The organism is Pseudomarimonas arenosa, from assembly GCF_014841215.1.
Lineage (GTDB): Bacteria > Pseudomonadota > Gammaproteobacteria > Xanthomonadales > Xanthomonadaceae > Pseudomarimonas > Pseudomarimonas arenosa.
The window spans coordinates 40,339-57,644 of the sequence record NZ_JACYTR010000012.1; the positions used below are offsets into that span (position 1 = coordinate 40,339).

At 64.7% G+C, this 17,306-nt stretch carries 13 protein-coding genes; 7 read left to right on the forward strand and 6 right to left on the reverse strand.

Annotated features, from left to right (window positions below):
- The 3 genes from IFO71_RS08425 to IFO71_RS08435 are packed head-to-tail and all read left to right on the forward strand — an operon-like array spanning nucleotide 1 to nucleotide 3,666.
- Complete coding sequence (locus IFO71_RS08425) at nucleotides 1–2,376, forward strand: putative bifunctional diguanylate cyclase/phosphodiesterase (RefSeq protein ID WP_192029139.1); 2,376 nt, start codon at nucleotides 1–3, stop codon at nucleotides 2,374–2,376.
- Nucleotides 2,373–3,239: a DUF3034 family protein gene (locus IFO71_RS08430; protein WP_192029141.1), complete on the forward strand. Its 867-nt coding sequence runs from the start codon at nucleotides 2,373–2,375 to the stop codon at nucleotides 3,237–3,239. The genes IFO71_RS08425 and IFO71_RS08430 overlap by 4 nt, the downstream gene beginning before the upstream one ends.
- A complete protein-coding gene (locus IFO71_RS08435; RefSeq protein ID WP_192029143.1) occupies nucleotides 3,214–3,666 on the forward strand; it encodes a group I truncated hemoglobin in 453 nt (150 codons plus the stop codon). The genes IFO71_RS08430 and IFO71_RS08435 overlap by 26 nt, the downstream gene beginning before the upstream one ends.
- A 12-nt stretch (nucleotides 3,667–3,678) precedes the next feature.
- Here the strand turns inward: IFO71_RS08435 and IFO71_RS08440 are convergent, their stop codons facing one another.
- The 4 genes from IFO71_RS08440 to IFO71_RS08455 all read right to left on the reverse strand — a co-directional run bounded on the left by IFO71_RS08440 (nucleotide 3,679) and on the right by IFO71_RS08455 (nucleotide 9,536).
- Nucleotides 3,679–5,175, reverse strand: coding sequence for a carotenoid oxygenase family protein (locus IFO71_RS08440; RefSeq protein WP_192029144.1), 1,497 nt, complete (start codon nucleotides 5,173–5,175; stop codon nucleotides 3,679–3,681).
- 87 nt (nucleotides 5,176–5,262) lie between these two features.
- Nucleotides 5,263–5,682, reverse strand: coding sequence for a DUF2141 domain-containing protein (locus tag IFO71_RS08445; protein ID WP_192029146.1), 420 nt, complete (start codon nucleotides 5,680–5,682; stop codon nucleotides 5,263–5,265).
- A 102-nt stretch (nucleotides 5,683–5,784) separates the two neighbouring features.
- Entirely contained in the window at nucleotides 5,785–7,407 is a 1,623-nt protein-coding gene (locus IFO71_RS08450) for a serine hydrolase (protein WP_192029148.1), read from the reverse strand.
- Between the two features lie 752 nt (nucleotides 7,408–8,159).
- A complete protein-coding gene (locus tag IFO71_RS08455) occupies nucleotides 8,160–9,536 on the reverse strand; it encodes an MFS transporter (protein ID WP_192029150.1) in 1,377 nt (458 codons plus the stop codon).
- A 65-nt stretch (nucleotides 9,537–9,601) separates the two neighbouring features.
- Between IFO71_RS08455 and soxR the strand changes: the two genes are divergently transcribed.
- On the forward strand, nucleotides 9,602–10,075 hold the full coding sequence (soxR, locus tag IFO71_RS08460; RefSeq protein WP_332309347.1) for a redox-sensitive transcriptional activator SoxR: 474 nt from the start codon (nucleotides 9,602–9,604) through the stop codon (nucleotides 10,073–10,075).
- A 357-nt stretch (nucleotides 10,076–10,432) separates the two neighbouring features.
- A complete protein-coding gene (locus tag IFO71_RS08465) occupies nucleotides 10,433–10,966 on the forward strand; it encodes a hypothetical protein (protein WP_192029151.1) in 534 nt (177 codons plus the stop codon).
- A 1,028-nt stretch (nucleotides 10,967–11,994) separates the two neighbouring features.
- Here IFO71_RS08465 and IFO71_RS08470 read toward each other — a convergent pair.
- Together IFO71_RS08470 and IFO71_RS08475 are read right to left on the reverse strand one after the other, a co-directional pair.
- Nucleotides 11,995–12,939 carry a calcium/sodium antiporter gene (locus IFO71_RS08470; RefSeq protein ID WP_192029153.1) on the reverse strand — a complete coding sequence of 315 codons (945 nt, stop codon included), beginning with the start codon at nucleotides 12,937–12,939 and terminating at the stop codon, nucleotides 11,995–11,997.
- A gap of 140 nt (nucleotides 12,940–13,079) precedes the next feature.
- Entirely contained in the window at nucleotides 13,080–15,569 is a 2,490-nt protein-coding gene (locus IFO71_RS08475; RefSeq protein WP_192029155.1) for a DEAD/DEAH box helicase family protein, read from the reverse strand.
- Between the two features lie 141 nt (nucleotides 15,570–15,710).
- Between IFO71_RS08475 and IFO71_RS08480 the strand changes: the two genes are divergently transcribed.
- Complete coding sequence (locus tag IFO71_RS08480) at nucleotides 15,711–16,904, forward strand: putative peptide maturation dehydrogenase (protein ID WP_192029157.1); 1,194 nt, start codon at nucleotides 15,711–15,713, stop codon at nucleotides 16,902–16,904.
- A gap of 118 nt (nucleotides 16,905–17,022) precedes the next feature.
- The gene (locus tag IFO71_RS08485; protein ID WP_192029158.1) at nucleotides 17,023–17,292 is read left to right on the forward strand and encodes an NHLP-related RiPP peptide; all 270 of its coding nucleotides are present in this window, start codon (nucleotides 17,023–17,025) and stop codon (nucleotides 17,290–17,292) included.
- Nucleotides 17,293–17,306 lie beyond the last annotated feature (14 nt).

Consider the following 17,306-nt stretch of genomic DNA (forward strand, 5'->3'; position numbering starts at 1 on the left):
ATGGCGTCTTCCCGCGTTGTCAGGCTGCGCTTTGGCACCAAGGTGTTGCTGCTGATCGTCAGTCTGATCGGCGCCATGTTGCTGATCGACACCGTGGCCATGCGCCTGGCAGTGCGCACCGTGGTCGATGAACAATCGGCGGCGCGCCTCGAGGTCGGCGCGCGGGTCTGGCGCAGCCTGCGCGAGAATCGCAGTCGGCAGATGCTGGAACAGGTGGCCGTGTTCTCCGAGGACTTCGGCTTCAAGGAGGCAGTGGCCACCCGCGATCTGCCGACCCTGCAGTCGGTGCTGCACAATGCCAGTCTGCGGCTCGATCTGCCACATGCCTTGCTGCTGTCGGTGGAGGGCGAGCCGATCGCCAGTCTCGATATCGCACTCGATGCCTTGAACCGCCAGCGACTGCCGGCCTTGCTGCAGCGTGCGCGTACGCAGGGCTCGGCCAGCGGTGTTGTGGTGATCGCCGATCGGCCGATCAGCTTTGCCCTGGTGCCGGTGTTCGCACCGCATCAGGTCGCCTGGTTGGCGATGGGCAGTGAGTTTGGTGGTGCCGATATCGCCGAGCTGGCCGGGCTGACTGGGCTGGAAGCGGTGATCGCCCTGCACGGCGATGGCGGATGGCAGCTGATCGACGCCGATGGCCAGCGCCAGGCGATGCCCACTGAACTGATCGATGCGTTGCAAGGCGGCGGACAGCGCATCGAGCTGCCGGCGTTCACCGAGGCCCACGACCCGAGCCTGGCGCTGCGCGTCTCTGAGCCCGAGTTCAGTCCGCTGTATTTGCTGATCTCGGCACCGACGGCCACCTTGATCAGTCCATTTCAGCAACTGCAACAGCGTGCCCTGGTCTGGACCTCGGCGGTCACCGTGTTGGCCCTGCTGGTGGCGAGTTTGTTCGGCCGCGTGCTGCAGCAGCGCGTGCGTCGGCTGGCCGATGCGGCGGAGCAGGTGCGCGCTGGTCGCTATGACCAGCCGCTGGCCTTGAGTGGCAATGATGAACTGCGCGAGCTGGCCGATGCCTTCAATCTGATGCAGGCCAGTATCTCCGAGCGTGAGAAGCAGATCGTGTTCAGCTCCGGTCACGATGGTCTGACCCGACTGCCGAATCGCGAGCGTGCGATCAGTCTGCTCGATCGGCGGCTGGCCGAACAGCGAGGCAGCGGACGTAGCGCGCTGTTGATGGTGATCGAAGTGCGGCGCTTTCGCGACATCAACGATCTGTTTGGCTATGCCTTCGGTGATCGCGCCCTGGTCGAGCTGGCCAATCGCTTGCGGGCCCAGGCGCGCGACACCGATCCCCTGGCGCGGCTTGGAGGTGACGAGTTCATGCTGAGTCTGTGGGGCCTGGGGGCGGAGCAGACGGCGCGGCGCATCAAGCAGGTCAGCGACGCCCTGGCCGAGCCGTTCCTGATCGATCAGGTGCCCCTTAGCCTGGACTTCAACTTTGGCGTGGTCGATATCGGGCAGGATGAGGTGGTCGATGCCAGCACCTTGTTGCGGCGCGCGGACGTAGCAATGAACGAGGCCAAGCTGTCCGGCGAGGGGCTGATGGTGTATGAGGCCGGTCTGGATGAACGCCATCAGCGTCAGCTGCAGCTGATTCGCCATATGGCCGAGGGACTGAGCCAGGGTGAGTTCTTTCTGCAGTTTCAGCCCAAGGTCAATCTGGCCGATGATCAGGTCAGCTTCGCCGAGGCCCTGTTGCGCTGGAAGCATCCGCAACTGGGCCCCATCCCGCCGGATGAATTCATCGCCCTGGCCGAACGCTCGGATTTGATCGGTCAGATCAGCCGTTGGGTGGTCGAACAGGCCGTCGCGCAGGTGGCACGTTGGTCCGCTCAGGGTGTCGACTGCGGGCTGGCCTTGAATCTGTCGGCGCATGACGTGGTCGATCCGGCGCTGCCGGGCATCATCACCGACACCTTGCGCCGCCACCGCGTGTCGCCGCAGAAGATCATTCTGGAGATCACTGAGAGCGCGGTGATGCGCGATCTGAACGCGGCCTTGAGCAACCTCGATGCCCTGCGCCGGGCCGGTCTGACCCTGTCGATCGACGACTTCGGCACCGGGCATTCCTCGCTGGCCCAGCTGAAGCGACTGCCGGTCGATGAGTTGAAGATCGATCGTAGTTTTGTCCTCAGCCTGATGCCCGGTACGGAGGACGAGCGGATCGTCGATTCAGTGCTGCGTCTGGCCCACGCCCTGGGCCTGCGGGTGGTGGCCGAAGGCGTGGAAAGTGCCGAGGGCCTGGATGTGCTGCGCAGGTTGGGTTGCGAGGTGGTCCAGGGCTACTATTTCAGTCGGCCGCTGGCGGCGGATGACTTCGTCCGCTGGTGGCAGCAACGTCGGACGGTGCCTGCCAAGGATTCTGCTGCATGAACAGACCAACGGGGTGTGTCTGCTGGCTTGGCCTGCTCCTCCTTAGCGCGTCGCTCGTGCATGCCCAATCCGGTCGGCTGGTCGCCACCGGCGGCGCCAGCATGATCGAGGGCGGCAGCGGCGGCGGTATCGTGCCCTGGTCGACCATCGCCGGCTATTCCAGCGAGGGCGAGTGGGGCGGGGCGGCCTTCCTGACTCGGGTCGACAGTGGTGATTACCGGCTCGACAGCCGTGGCCTGGCGGTCGGCTGGGGCAACCGGCTCGAGCTCAGCCTCACCGATCAACGTTTCGAACTACCGACCCTGGCGTCGGCCTTGTCCCTGCCCACCGATCGCTTCCGACAGCGGATACTCGGCGCCAAGCTCCGCCTGTACGGCGATCTGATCTACGACGACTGGCCACAGATCTCGCTCGGCGTGCAACACAAGACGCAGCGTGATTTTCTGGTGCCATCCCTGGTCGGGGCCCGCGATGACAGCGATATTGATGTTTATCTGGCCGCCAGCCGACTTTGGTTGGGCGGTGTCGCCGGCCGCAATCTGTTGACCAATTTAACCCTGCGTTCCACCCGCGCCAATCAAACGGGTCTGCTGGGTTTTGGCGGCGATCGCAAGCACTCGCGCAGCCTGGTCGCCGAGGCCAGTGTTGCCCTGCTGTTGGACCGGCATTGGGCGGTGGGCGCCGAGTATCGGCAGAAGCCGGACAATCTTGGCTTTGCCGGCGAAGACGATTGGCGCGATGTGTTTGTCGCCTGGTTTCCCAACAAGACCATTTCGGTCGTTGCTGCCTGGGCTGATCTCGGTAGCATCGCCAGCCTGGATGGGCAGGAGGCCTGGTATGTCTCGATCCAGCTTAGCCGTTAGTTTGACTGCACGGGCGCTGCTGGTGCTGCTCTGCATCGAACTGCTGGCCTGCGCCGCCACGCCGCCGCGCGATGACAGTCTGTATCGGGCGCTGGGCGGCGAGGCCGGAGTGAGTGCTTTCGTTGAGGATGCCATCGTGCGCTGGGTCGAGAATCCGCGCATTTCGCATCTGTTCGCCGATGTCGATCTGGTCAATCTGCACACCCAGCTGTTGTCACAGATCTGCTTCGAGTCGGGCGGCCCCTGCCACTACAGCGGCAGGAGCATGGAAGAGGCGCATCGCGACATGAATATCGATGAAGGCCAGTTCAACGCCCTGGTCGAGGATCTGATCGACGCGATGGAGGCCAGGCAAGTGCCGATCGCGGCGCAGAACCGCCTGCTCGCCCAGCTGGCGCCGATGCGCCACCAGATCATGCACCAGTAGCGCGACTTTGCGCTAAGCCGTGGCGGCAAACCAGCCATGAAAGCCCAGTGGCAGCGCGTGTGGCAGCCAGGCCTGGGCCAGCGGGCCGGCGGACAGACGCTCGGCATCGAGGATCGATAATCCGCTTTGCTGACGGCGCCAGTCGAGCACGGTGCCAACCAGCCAGCCGGCACCCGGCCGTGGGCGAGCGGGATCGGCCACGAAGCGGTGCTCTTCCACCATGCAGTGATCGCCGTAGTCGAAGTGATCGACCGCACCGCGTTGCAGGTCGATTCGACTGATGCCGCGAAAGCAACCCGAGGTCGAGTGATCGCCATCGTCGAGCACAAACATCGAGCCGCTCGGCGCGCGCGCATCCCACACCGGGAAATCCTGGCCGCCTGAACGTACCGTTTCGCTGTAGCAGCGGCCGTTGTCGAGGCCGATGACAATGCGCTGCAGACTGCTACCGACGTCCAGACGCCGGCTGATGCCGCGCATTTCGGCGGCAAAGGGCGAGATCATTTCCTTGCCGTTGCGACTCCAGCAGGCCTCCACCATCAACTCGCGCCCGACCTGTCGCGCTGGGCCGAAGTGATAGGCGGCGCCAGCCGGCAGGCCATACCAGCGCTGTTTGAAACCGTTCTGCACATCGACCACCAGCACGCGGCAGCCGCGTTCGGGTTGCCAGTGCAGCGACTCGAAGTAGGAGGCGCCGGCCTCACGCGGATCGAACACGTAGGGCATCAGCACGAAGATCAGGAACGGGCCGGTCATCGAGAAGGCGTGCAGATAACCCGGAAACGGTGTTTCGATGCGCTGGATGTCGCGCAGTTCGCCGTCCTGCTCGATCTGCCATACAAGCAGGTTGTTGCCAAACACCCCGACATTCCACAGATGACCGGCAGCATCGTGCAGGGGATGGGCCGAGAACGGTACGCCTTGCAGATCTTCGCGCCAGATCTTGGGGCCCAGCGTTTCCAGGCTGTCGGCATTCAACTGGTGGGCCGAGCCGCCTTCCCACAGGGCATACAGTGAACCGGCATGTTCAATCACTGAAGTATTGGCTGTGTTCAGATCATCGCTGTTGCGTATCGGCTTGGCAGCGGGAACGCGAGTACCTGCCGCCGGTCGGGTGAAGCGGCCGGTGGCCTGTTCACTGCGATACTTGGACGTGGCGATGAAGCGGGCGCGATGCTGCACGCCGCCCTGGTCGATGTTCCAGGCCTGAATCAGGCCATCGCCGTCGAACCAGTGGCGGTAGCGCAGATCGGCGCGGCTGAACAGGCCCGGTCCGTTGCGATACAGACGGCCGCGCAGGCCGGCAGGGATCTGTCCCTGAACCTCAAGCTCAAGCGGAACACCGGTCTGCAGCGCTGCGTCGCGCCAACCGACCAGCCAGGGCTGGTCGCGCAGGCTGGCATTGAAATCGGCGGCGGCGCGACCGGGCGACTGGCCCCATCCCAAGCCGGGCAGGCTGAGCGCGGCAGCGCCGAGTGCGGCGCCTTGCATAAAACGGCGACGGTCCATGGCAGTCTCCATTGAATTTGAGAGAGGTGGTTAGCTCGGATATTTCATGAGGTCGCGCCGAAAGGCACCCCTCACGAACTATCCGGGCTAGCGCAGCTCGACGGCTATGCGGGTGTCGCCATCGCCGATCTCGAAGGCGGCTTCCTCAAACTCGGCTGCGCGCATCACATCGGGGTTGTTGGAGTAACCATAGGCTTCTTCCGGCATGCCGAGGAAATTGGTGTCGAGCTTGCCGTTGTCATTCTCATCGTGCATCAGCCGCAGGGCATAGCGTCCGGCCGGCAGATTCTCAAAGCGGAGCTCAACCGCATCGGTGCTGCTGATCACCTGGCGCGCGCCGCCCACCGGCTTGGCCTTGCCGTTCCAGGCCGCTTCCGAATCCATCAGCTGCGCAAACAGGGTGCCGCTGGCGGTGTCGATGCCGTCGACGGTGACGGTCAGGTTGTTGGCCAGGGCCGAGCAGCTCATGGCGAAACTGCAGGTGGTGGCAAGTAGGATGCGTCGCATGAGGTTCTCCAGACTGGGGTGCGGTGAAGCGGTGATGCACAGTCTGGAGCGTCGGCCCCCTGGCGTGAGGTGCCGACGGTCATCGATTGCGGGTGACAGAAGTCATTTTCTGCTCGGTACGGGGGCCTGGATTGGCCGCAGGTCGAGGTGATGAAAGTCGAAGCTGAAGTCGGTCAGCGGCGAGATTGCCTCCAGGCTGAGCTGGCGGATATCGCCATCCGGACCCAGGGCGAAGCTGGCAAAGGCGTCGGCATTCAGGCTGCGATCGTCCCAGCGCACCACAAAGCTGTCGTGTTGCCAGTGGTCAAGTCTGCCGACCAGCTGTGGCGTGTGTTGAAAGGCGATGCGCAGGGATGAGCCCTGCAGACTCAGGGTGACCTCGCCATACCATGGATCCTGATAACGGCCGGCATAGCCCGCCAGTGGCAGGGACGGCCGGCTGCGGCGCTCGCGTTTGCTCTCGTGCTGGCGCCAGTCCTCGTTGTGCTCCTCCTGGCTGCGGTCGACTGAGCTGCCATAGGCGGCCAGCCAGTCATGGGATGGGATACCGAGACCGGCGTCCAGCACGCTGTTCACCAAGGTGTTGAAGGCGGCGCCGGTTTCGGCATTGCTCAGCACCACGACACCCAGTTTGCGCGAGGGAACCAGGGCGATCTTCGACACCATGCCGGGCCAGCCACCGGTGTGTGAGATGACTCGATGTCCGCGGAACTCGCTGATCACCCAGCCCAGGCCGTAGCCAAGGAACTGCGGGGTGGCCGGGGCCAGCGCCTCGATCCTGGCCGGCCTGATCGGAATCGGCGTGATCAGCTGCCAGGTGGCGGCATGGCGCTCGGCACTGAGCAGGCGCCGTTCCTTGCCCTCGGCGTCGCTGCCCAGCAGGCCGCCATCGAGCTGGATCTGCATCCAGCGCGCCAGATCGTGGACGCTGGAATACAGGCCGCCGGCGCCGGGATTGTTCGACCAGGTCATCGGCGGCACCGTTCGCAGCTCGCTGAGGTCGAACTTGGCATGGCCGACGGCGATATTGCTGTCGCCCGGCTGCAGTGCATCGGCATTGACCCGCGTTTCCCTCAGGCCGGCGGGGTCGAAGATGCGCTGCTGCAGGAAGTCAAAGAAGCTCAGCCCAGCCACCCGTTCGATGACCAGGGTGGCCACCGCATACAACACATTGTCGTAGGCATAGTCGGCGCGAAAGCTGGTGCTAAGTGGCACCTGGCGCAGTCGTTGGACGATCTCCGTCGTACTCAGGCTCGAGGCCGGCCAGAACAACAGGTCGCCGGCACCCAGCGCCAGGCCGCTGCGATGCACCAGCAGATCGCGCAGTCGCATTTCACGGCTGACGAATGGGTCGGCCATGGCGAACTCGGGCAGATGATCGATCACCCGATCATCGAGATCGAGCTTGCCCTCGTCGGCCAGGATCGACAGCGCGGTGGCAGTGAAGGCCTTGGTCAGCGAGGCGATGGCGAATTGGGTGTGGGCGTCGACGGCATCGGTCGTGCCCAGCTCACGCAGGCCCGAGCCGCCAGCGAACACTACCTTGCCGTCGTGCACGATGGCCATGGCGATGCCCGGCACCTGAAAGCGCTTGCGCGTCTGTGACATCAGCGCCTGCCAGTGCGCTGTGTCGGCCAGCGCTGCCGGCGCGGCAGGTGCAGTGACGTCAGCTGCGGCTAAGCCTGATAGGCACAGCCACAGGGCAAGCGATGCAATCGAACGCATGGTTACGGGCTCCGGCGGACGTTGATGGTAGGGGGTTGAGTGTAAGCGGGGCGCCGCGTCTTGACTCGCCGGTTTAGCCCGGATATTTCATGAGGGGCGCGGATGATCACCGAGGACTTTGCGTCGAGTGCAAGGCGCGACGAGCCCAAGTGGTGGGCCCACTTGGGCGAGATCGGGACGCAGTCCCGCGTAGCTGCAACAGCAGCCGACCGAGCGTAGCGAAGGCGCAGGCTACGAAGTAGCCGTAGCTGCGTAGCAGCCGACCGAGCGTAGCGAAGGCGCAGGCTACGAAGTAGCCGTAGCTGCGTAGCAGCCGAACAACGCGGCAATCGGCGCAAAGGACCTCAGGGCGAATGCCCTGCGTAGCCGCGCAGCGGCCGAATGAGGGCCGTGCCAGCGCCGAAAGATGGCGAACACTCTGTTATCTCAACACCATCGGTCGAAACTCTCGCCCCGCCTGGAATTGCCGGATCTTTCGGCGCGACCTCATGAAATGTCCGGGTTAGGTTGAGACCGCAGCGCCGGTGGTCGCGCGAGACCTCGCACGGACCTTGAATCGGAGCGAATCAAAGCCCTTCCAGTGGGAGAGGGGGTGTAGCAGGCTGCTGAAATGAGTATTTCAGCAGCCTGATTTGACCGTCGCCGCGTATTCGAACCCTCATCCGCCCTCCGGGCACCTTCTCCCACGGGGAGAAGGGTCCAAAGCAGCCACTCAGCGACTCAATGGGTTACGCCATCGGTGCGCCGCCGCCTCACTCCGCCCAGACCCGCGGCGCCACCAACACGGCGATCAGCGCCGGCAACAGGCAGATCGCAAATACGGCCAGAAAGGCGGCCACCGGCTGGCTCTCGTGCAGGCTGGCAAACAGCGCGCCGCAGACCGCCAGCATGGCGGTGGTGCCGAGCGCATCGCTGATCTGCAGGGCCGAGGCATTGGCGCCCTTCTCATGATCGCCGGAAAGCTGCATCAGTCGCACCGACAGCATCGGGAAGCTCAGGCCAATGCCGAAGCCGGTGATGATCCAGGCCAGCAGAATCAGGCTGGAGGGCAGGGGGCTGATCACCAGGCCGGCAATGGCGGCAGTGCCGAGGGCGACTGCGATCAGGCCGGAGCGCAGCAGGCGTTGCCTGGCCTGTGGTCGTTCAGCCCTGGCCTGCAGCGCGCTGGCCGCGCTCCAGGCCAGGGCACCGATGCTCAGCGCCAGACCCGAGTGGGTGACGGTCCAGCCGCGCTCGGTCTGTAACCAGAGCGGAATAAAGGCCTCGGCGCTGAAGAAGCCGGCCGCCAGCAGGCCGCGCAGGGCGACCACGGTCGGCAGGCCGGGGCCGGCGATCAAGGTGCCGGCCGGCAGTAAACGCCAGGCCGCCCAGATCATGCCGAACAGCGCTAACGCCACGATCCACTTCGGCAGTGCGTCGGGATCGCTGCCAGCGCGGTAAAGCAGCAGGGCGGTGAAAGCAGCGATCAACGAGTAACCGATGCGGGTCAGGCTGGCGCGACGGTTCGAGGGGCGACCGATCTCGGGTGCCCCAAGTCGATGCGCCGAGGGCAGCACCAGCAGGGCCGCTGGCGGCATCAAGAAGGCGATCGATAGAAACACCCAGGGCCAGCCGATGCTATCGACGATCAGGCCGGCCACCGCCGGACCGGCCATCGCCGGCACCACCCAGGCGGCGGCAAACATGGCGAAGATCTTCGGTCGCAGCGCATCGGGATAAAGGCGACCGACCGCGACATAGATGGTGACCGCCAAGGCGCCCATGCCAAAGCCCTGCAGCAGGCGACCGAGAATCAGCCAGTTCATGTCCGGCGCCAGTCCGGCCACCAGCAGCCCGCCGGCGAACAGCAGCAGTCCCACGCTCATCGCCGCCAAGGGACCATGCCGATCGGCGTGCAGGCCGGCGGCCACCATGCCGATTACCGACGTCGCCAGGGTGCCGCCAAAGGCCAGGGCGAACAGCGGTAAACCGTCCAGGGCCAGGGCGACTGCCGGCATTGCGGTAACCACCGCCATGGCTTCGAAGGCAATCATCGAGATCAGGGCGATGGAACCGACCGACAGCCCGCGCCGACCGCGCGCGAACAGGCCACCCAACTCGTCTTGCAACTGGGCTTCAGCAGCACTCATCTTGCAACTCCAGGATTCGGCCTGCAGGATAAGACCTCAAGTCAAGTTGAGGTCAAGCATCGGTGGTGCGAGCGGTTCAGAAAACAGCACAGAAGCAAGTGCGCGAGCGCGCCCTGCTGCGGGTCGGTGAACTGGCCGAGCGCGCCGGCGTCGCGGTGTCGGCCTTGCACTACTACGAGTCGCGCGGGCTGATTCGTGCCGAACGCAATGCCGGCAATCAGCGCCGCTATCCGCGCGAAATGCTACGCCGGGTGGCCTTTATCCGCAGCGCGCAGCAACTCGGAATATCGCTTGATGAGATCGCCGAGGCACTGACCGAGCTCCCGGCGCAGCGCACGCCGACCAAGGCCGATTGGGCACGCCTGTCACGCGGCTGGCGCCAGCGCATCGAGCTGCGCATTGAGCAGTTGCTGCAACTGCGTGATCAGCTCGATCAATGCATTGGCTGTGGCTGTCTATCGTTGCAGCACTGTCGTATCCACAACGCCAATGATGCACTGGGTCGACAGGGCGCGGGGCCGCGTCGCTGGCTGCGGTGAAACTACCGCTGAACCGCTTTGGCAAACTCTTGACGCGGCCCTGACCAACTTCTTCGCCTGTCGCTCGGCCGGGCGCATCCTCGCGCTGCGTTCGGTCGGCCGCTGCGCGGCTACGCGGGGCATTCGCCCCGAGGTCTCTTGCACCGATTGCCGCGTTGTTCGGCTGCTACGCAGCAACGGCTACTTCGTAGCCTGCGCCTTCGCTACGCTCGGTCGGCTGCTGTCGCAGCTACGCGGGACTGCGTCCCGATCTCGTCCAAGTGGGCTTGCACTCGGCGCAAAGTCCTCGGTGATCATCCGCGCCCCCGCATGAACTATCCGGGTTAAACTGCTTGAAGAACTACTTGGAAACCATCAATGCTCACTCACGGTTTGCACCGCTTGCTCAACCGTCATTGGTTTGCTCTGCCAGCGCTCCTAGTGGTCTTCGGTGCACTGGTTGTGTCACAAACCGCCGATTGGCCGGTGGAGGCCCGCCTGATTGAAGCCGGCCTGCTGTTCGACCTGGCTGTCCTCATTCCAGCCCTCTATTTGTGGTGCTATCGCAAGTCTGGGAAGTCAGCAGCACTGCGTGCGCTTGCCCTCTCATGTGGCGGAGTGTGGGCCGCGTCTCATCTGGTTCCCTTGGAGCACCAGGTTCTATTGCCCTGGCTTACCTGGCTTCGCTACGCCGCCATTGGCCTCCTCATCTATGTCGAGGTGCGGGTGCTGGCGTCGGTCTACTTCGCAGTCATCCTCGGTCGAAAGTCGCCGGAGATGGCCGCAATCGAGCTCAGTAACTCATTGGGGATCCCAGCGCAGTTCGCCCAGCTCTTGGCCAAGGAGGCCGAGTTCTGGCGGCGAGTTTTCGCCTGGCCCATCAAGCTCGTTCGCAGCTTCCGTCGGAAGTGACGGAAGCGACTCCCAGTACGTAGCGGGGCTGGTCGGGGGGAGATACTTTCGTGTCGTCTGAGATCGAGTCGTGGCGCGGCACCTGAATACGGCGTTGGATCGTTCGCAACTCCATTTCGCAGCCCCAGGTATTTCGATTCTGCCGACATGACGCGGCGCTATCGCGAAGGTGAAACGGAGTGCTCAGCGCAGATCTTCGAGGCGGGCCCTCACCGCATCAGGGGTAACAGCCCGCGTGGGGTCCTCCTTGAGCGCTTCGAGCGCCGGACCGACTCGATGGTGTAGCCAAGCCTCAACCGCTCGGGCACGTGCAAGCAACGCGCCCGCAACCCGTCGCGTATGACCTCGCTCTCGCTGGCGTACTCGCCCGTACGCACCCTATGCTTGTCGAAGGGTGCCTCACCGAAGCGAGCCTGGAAGGTGCCCACGCGAGCATTGAGGTTGCAATGCTGGGTCGGCTGGCTTCGACAAGCTCAGCCAGCGTGGCGGCGACCCGAAGCGGACGATGGCTTGCCCTGTTCGTTCGCACTGAGAAACAGCCCGAAGGGCGGATAAGAGTCCGAGGGCTGCAGCGATGGAATCGCCTTGACGCACCCTGAGCCCGTCGAAGGGTGCCTCACCGAAGCGAGCCCTGAAGGTACCAACGCGAGCATTGAGGTTGCAAAGCTGGTCGGCTGGCTTCGACAAGCTCAGCCAGCCTGGCGGCGACCCGAAGCGGTTCCCCGCTCCCCGTGGGGGAGGGGCCGGGGCTGAGGGCCGGGTGTGGTCACCGTTTGGTTGCAACCGCGCCCACAGCGTATGGCGTATTCGTGCCCTCATCGGCCCTTCGGGCACCTTCTCCCACAGGGAGAAGGGAACAGCCCTGACAGCCCGCTCCTGGCCGCAGCTGGCTGTTGCCGATGGGGCGGTCTAGCCAGAATCCAACATCCCGCCGCAACTATTGACGGATGCCACCGGCCATCGATCCCACAGCGTGTCGGCCGATCTGGTTCAGGCGACGCGGTCCCGAACCCACACTAGTATCCGGGCTAGCGCAGGGCCAGCCAGGTGGTGCAACCGACGAAGGCCAGCAGCATCAGGCCGCCCTCCGCGCGGGTGATGCGCATCTTGCGCCCCATGACGAGGTAGGCCAGGACCATGAAGCCGCACATGATCGGCAGCTCCAGGCGCAGCATCGATCCGGTCACCGGCAGTGGCTCGATGCTGGCGGTGGCGCCGAGGATCAGCAGGATATTGAACAGGTTCGACCCCACCACATTGCCGACGGCGATATCGGTTTGCCCGCGCCATACGGCCAGTAGTGAAGAAGCGAGCTCAGGCAGGGAGGTGCCGACGGCGACTACGGTGAGGCCGATCAGCAGATCGCTCCAGCCCCACAGTCGGGCCAGGATCAGGGCAGCATCGACCATCTCACTGGCGCCATAGACCAGGGCGGCGAGCCCGACGATCAGACGCACCACATTGCGCGGTGGTTTGAGCTGGGTGCCGGCGTGTTCTCCAAACTCTGCCTGCACCTCGGCCGATTCGTCGCCGGCTGTGCGCGCGACATAGGTCATCACCGCGGCAAAGCCGATCAGCAGCAGCAGGGCGTCGCCGCGTCCCAGCTCGCCGTCGAAGCACAGCACCCAGAGCAGCAGGGCGGCGCCGATCATCAGCGGCCCTTCGACCCGTACCATGCGCAGCTGCACCGCCAACGGCGCGACCAGGGCGCAGCAGCCCAGGATCAGGCCGACATTGGCGATATTGCTGCCGACCACATTGCCCAGTGCCAGCTCGGTGCTGTCGCGCCACACCGCTGACAGATTCACCGCCAGCTCCGGCGCCGAGGTGCCGAAGCCGACGATGGTCAGACCGACGACGAAGGGGCTGATGCCAAAGCGCAAAGCCAGGCCGGAGGCGCCTTTGAGGAAACTGTCGGCGCCCAGCAGCAGGATGACGATGCCGAGGCCAAACCAGAGTAACGCTTCGAACATGAGCAATCGCTTGTGGTCAACGACCTGGGATTCTAGCCCGATGCAGGGTTGACCATGCGCTGCTCCTAGCCCGGATATTTCGGCGCGACCTCATGAAATATCCGGGCTAGCAGGCTGCCGAAATGAGTCTCAGCAGCCTGCTAGGCCGACCAGCGCAGGCGGGATTCGGTCTGCACCTCGGCGGCAGACAGCAGCCAGGCTTCCTTGGCCGCCAGCAATGCGTGGCGGCCGTCCTGGCTGCGGGTCGAGAGCAGTCGGCAAGGGCCAAGCTGGCGTCGCCAGTCGCGGGCAAGGGCCTCGGCGTCGGCGCGACGGCTGCTGATTGCCTTCGGCAGGGGGAAGTAATCGCCCTGCTGCTCGATCAGATAGCGTGGCACAAGCGGCCGGCCAAACAGCTCGTTAAGGGCTTCGTCAAAGCGCTGCGCATCGACGTGACTGGACTGATCGAGCCGACAGCTGAAGCCATGCTGCAGCAGCTCGACGCGAACCCTGGCTCGCTTGTTGGTTTCCAGCACCCCCTTGCGCTGCAGGTGCGTCAGCAGCAAGTCCGTCAGGTGCTGCATCCGACGCCGGCGCAGCCAGCCGGCCCAGGGAGAAAACCAGTGCGGGGCCGAGCTCGATAACCAGCGCAGCAAGGTGCTGGGTGGCAGTCGCCGAGCAGGAATGCGCCGCTCCCGGCGCAACTGATAGTTGCCGCGAGCGACATCGCCGAGCGCCTGTTGCCAGCTGCGCTCGATCGTCTGCGGATCACTGGCGCGGAGCCGTTGCTGCCGGTTGTGCTCGTCCAACGCGACCGCTTGCATCGACTGCGCCGGATCCACCACCCGCGCCAGGCCGTTGCAGATTTCCTTACCCGAGGCGTCCAGTCCGGCGAAGGTGGCAAAGCGGCGGCGCAGACTGGCAAGATCCGGCCCGCCGGCGTCCGCACTGCTGTCGGTCTGCGGCTCGACGCAGGCCAGGTGCCAGATCTGCGCCACCTTGTGCGGCCGTTGCGGATCCAGTCGCAGGCTGCGACCGCGCATCTGGTTGCAGCTCATGCTGGCACCCGCTGTGCTTGCAATGATCAGGGTGTTAAGTGCGGGCGCGTCCCAGCCCTCGCCAAGCAGGGCGGCAGTGCCGATCAGAAGGTTCAGCTCGCCGCGGGCAAACAGTTGGGTGACAGCTGCCACCAGTGGCGCTATCGATGTGTTGCCCGGATCGATTCGGGTGTAGACCGGATCGTGGTCGAGCGGCCGGAGCACAAGGCCGGCGCGCAGGGTCGCGGGCAGCGCAGCGTGCAAGTTCGGCAACAGGTCAGTGGGCAGGATCAGCAGGCTGCCGCTGAGCAGGGCGAGCCGGGCGTCGGCCAGGCGACGCTGGCGCACGGCCTCGAACACCGGCACTACGCCAAGTCGATGCCGGCTTGGCCCTTCGCCCGGCTGCGGCAGGGCCGATTCGACAATGCGGTCGCAGAGTACCGCCGCCCGCAGGCCGAGACCCTGCTCGGCCTGAGCAAACTCGAGTACCTCGGCGATGGCGTCGATCTTGGCGCTGCAGGTCTCCAGTCGTCGGCTGAGTCGCGGCGGATCGCGCAGATACACTCGCCGCCGTTCAATGGCGCCGCCACGCTTGAGTTCGCGCCGCCAGCGCTGCGCCCAGGGATGCAGCTCATCCAGCACGCCGGGCCGAAACAGCAGCGCATTCACCAGCAGTTCGGCCCAGCGCAGATCGAAAGCCGGTAAGGCGACCTCGCTGAGTCGCAGTGCCGCCCGCAATGGTTGCGCCAGCTCACCGGCGGCACTGCTGAGAAAGATGCATAGGGCCAGCAGCCAATCGTGTTGTTCAAGCAGCTGTTTCGGCTCAGACGCTGGCGTCTGCACCAGCGGTAATTCGCGCAGGGCGGCGATCAGTGAGCTGTCCAGCAGCCAGTCGGTCAGCCAGCGGCGAACCCGCTGATCGAACTCTCGCCGATGAGCTTGCTGTTCGGCATCGGCCAGGCACAGATGGAGGAAATCCTGGTGTGGGCACAGGGTGCCGGCGCGCACCTGTTCGGGTATCGACACTTCTTCGTCCACCGGCCCGCACAGGCCGAGGTAGCGGTTCCACTCCTGGGCACTGACATCGAATGGCGGGGTGGCGGTGAGGGCGATGATCCAGGGCTGATCCAGTCCTTGCTTCAGCGCATCAAGGCAGCGCCACCAGGCGCTGCGCAGATGATGCGCCTCGTCGAATACCAGGCATTCGATGCCGGCAGACTGCGGACGATCGATCAGCGCGGCGTTGCCCAGCCGCTTCGAGGCTGCGTGCAGGGCCTGGTAGGTACTGAAGGTCAAACGGGCCGGAGTATCGATCTCGAACGAAAGGGAATCGACGGGTTCAGAAGGGTGGTCTGCAGCAGCCGACACAAAGTCCTGCCGCCATCGCTGGCACCACTGATCGCGAATCGCCAGGCTCGGCGCCAGCACCAGGGCGGGCCGTCCCAGCCGGCGCAGCGCTTCCAGACCCAGCACCGTCTTGCCCGCGCCAGGGGCGGCGACCACATGAAAATGGCGATCGCTCAGATGTTGCTCGAAGGCCTGCAGCACCCGCGCCTGATAAGGGCGCCATGTATGGCGAAAGTGCATGTTATGCCAGCAGGAATGCGCAGTCACGCGGAGCTCGATTCGGCGGTGTCGGGTTGGTCGGTGTCACAACCTAGCAGAGTTGCGTGGGGGCTTGGTCGATCGTCGCGGTTAGACAGCGCGATCGGTCCGCCAATACACTTGCCCGCCGATTCCCCGGAGCCCGTCGCGATGAAGGTTCGCCGCTGTAGCACCTTGTTCGTCGAGCTCGACAGCAAGCCGCGATTTGATTTTGAGTCGTTGTTGATGGGCGGCGACGGTATGGTCCGCAGTCCTCGGTGGCTGGCCTATGCCACGCATCGCGACGCGCCGGTGCCGGTGTCCTTGCCACAGCTTGCCGTGCTGGAAGGCGTCTCGGCCGAGCAGTGGTCGTGCTGGGATACCCTGCTAGACACGCACGCGATAGCCGATCTGCAGCATCTGCTGGACGCCGAGTTGCTGTTGAGTGACGGAGAACAGCACCAAGCTGCGAGCGAGCGCGACCGTGGCTTTTCCGATGTGCCCTGGTGGCCGCCGGCAGCCATTGCGCACAGCCATGGTCGTTGGGCGGACAACGATATCCAAGGTCGGGTAGAGCAAGGCATCGGGATGAGCTCGGAACAGATGCTGTCAGAGTTTGGTGCACCGCCCGGTCATGACTACCGCCGCGGTCAGCAGCCCCTGTTGCCGCTGCCCGACGGACAGGTCAGCGATCTCGATACGCGACTGGCACAGCGGCGGACCTGTCGTAATTTCTGCCCGCACAGTGAGCTCAGTCTGGATGCATTGGCCACCATGCTGCGTCGCAGCTGGGCCACGATGGGCACTTTGGAAATGGCGCCTGACACCGTCGCGGTGAAAAAGAATGCGCCGGCCGGAGGCGGGCTGCACTGTATCGAAGCCTATGTGCTGGTGCAGCGCGTGGCTGGGTTGTCACCTGGCCTGTACCACTACGTGTGCGCCGAACATGCCCTTGAGCCGCTGGCGCTGGGCACTGCCGAGCAGGCCAGGTGGTGGGCCCACCGCTTCGTTTCTGGCCAGTCATGGTTCGTTGGCGTGGCGGCGATGGTGTTGATGACTGCCCGCTATGACCGGCTGTTCTGGAAGTATCGACGACACACCAAGGCCTGGCGGGTGACGCACCTGGATGCCGGCCACCTGTCGCAGTTGATGTACCTGTCGGCAGCCGAACTGGGCCTGGGAGCATTCATTACAGCGGCGATCAATGAGCGCGCGATTGAACAGGCCCTGGGATTGCAATCCTGGCGCGAAGGGGCGGTGGCTGCGGTTGGCTTCGGTCCACCCGCCGAAACCCTCGAAACGATGGAAATGCGCGGGTTCACGCCCTCCGCCCTGGCGCAGCGGATTCAGGCCAAGGTGCGCTGATCTGCAGGCGCGGCATGGGCCGATAGCTCACGACACAGAGCCGTGCGGGCGGCCTGGCGAATTGGCTTTTTCGACGCGCTCGCTGCTGCTAAGCTCGGCGCCTCACTAGGGGATTTACATGATCAATCTTGATGACGCCACGGCACAGAAACTGCTCGACAAGCTCAGCTCCGACGACGACTTTCGCAGTCTGTTCGTCAAGGATCCGGCCGAGGCTCTGAGATCGCTGGGCCCGACGGGCGCCAAGTTCAGCGCGGCGGCTACCTGCATGAAGGTGGCGAAACTGGCCGACAAGGATGCCATCGCCAGCAGCCGCGATGCATTGACCAAGATGCTGGTGACGCAGCTGGCTTCCCATTCTGCGCCGCAGTTGGATACCAAGATCTGAACTGAATGCGGTCC

Excerpts from the sequence above, each read along its gene's own strand:
- IFO71_RS08430 (WP_192029141.1), top strand. The coding sequence starts at position 2,373 with ATGAACAGACCAACGGGGTGTGTCTGCTGGCTTGGCCTGCTCCTCCTT.
- IFO71_RS08445 (WP_192029146.1), bottom strand. The coding sequence starts at position 5,682 with ATGCGACGCATCCTACTTGCCACCACCTGCAGTTTCGCCATGAGCTGC.
- IFO71_RS08450 (WP_192029148.1), bottom strand. The coding sequence starts at position 7,407 with ATGCGTTCGATTGCATCGCTTGCCCTGTGGCTGTGCCTATCAGGCTTA.
- IFO71_RS08440 (WP_192029144.1), bottom strand. The coding sequence starts at position 5,175 with ATGGACCGTCGCCGTTTTATGCAAGGCGCCGCACTCGGCGCTGCCGCG.
- IFO71_RS08455 (WP_192029150.1), bottom strand. The coding sequence starts at position 9,536 with ATGAGTGCTGCTGAAGCCCAGTTGCAAGACGAGTTGGGTGGCCTGTTC.
- IFO71_RS08480 (WP_192029157.1), top strand. The coding sequence starts at position 15,711 with ATGAAGGTTCGCCGCTGTAGCACCTTGTTCGTCGAGCTCGACAGCAAG.
- IFO71_RS08425 (WP_192029139.1), top strand. The coding sequence starts at position 1 with ATGGCGTCTTCCCGCGTTGTCAGGCTGCGCTTTGGCACCAAGGTGTTG.
- IFO71_RS08435 (WP_192029143.1), top strand. The coding sequence starts at position 3,214 with ATGTCTCGATCCAGCTTAGCCGTTAGTTTGACTGCACGGGCGCTGCTG.
- IFO71_RS08465 (WP_192029151.1), top strand. The coding sequence starts at position 10,433 with ATGCTCACTCACGGTTTGCACCGCTTGCTCAACCGTCATTGGTTTGCT.
- IFO71_RS08470 (WP_192029153.1), bottom strand. The coding sequence starts at position 12,939 with ATGTTCGAAGCGTTACTCTGGTTTGGCCTCGGCATCGTCATCCTGCTG.
- IFO71_RS08485 (WP_192029158.1), top strand. The coding sequence starts at position 17,023 with ATGATCAATCTTGATGACGCCACGGCACAGAAACTGCTCGACAAGCTC.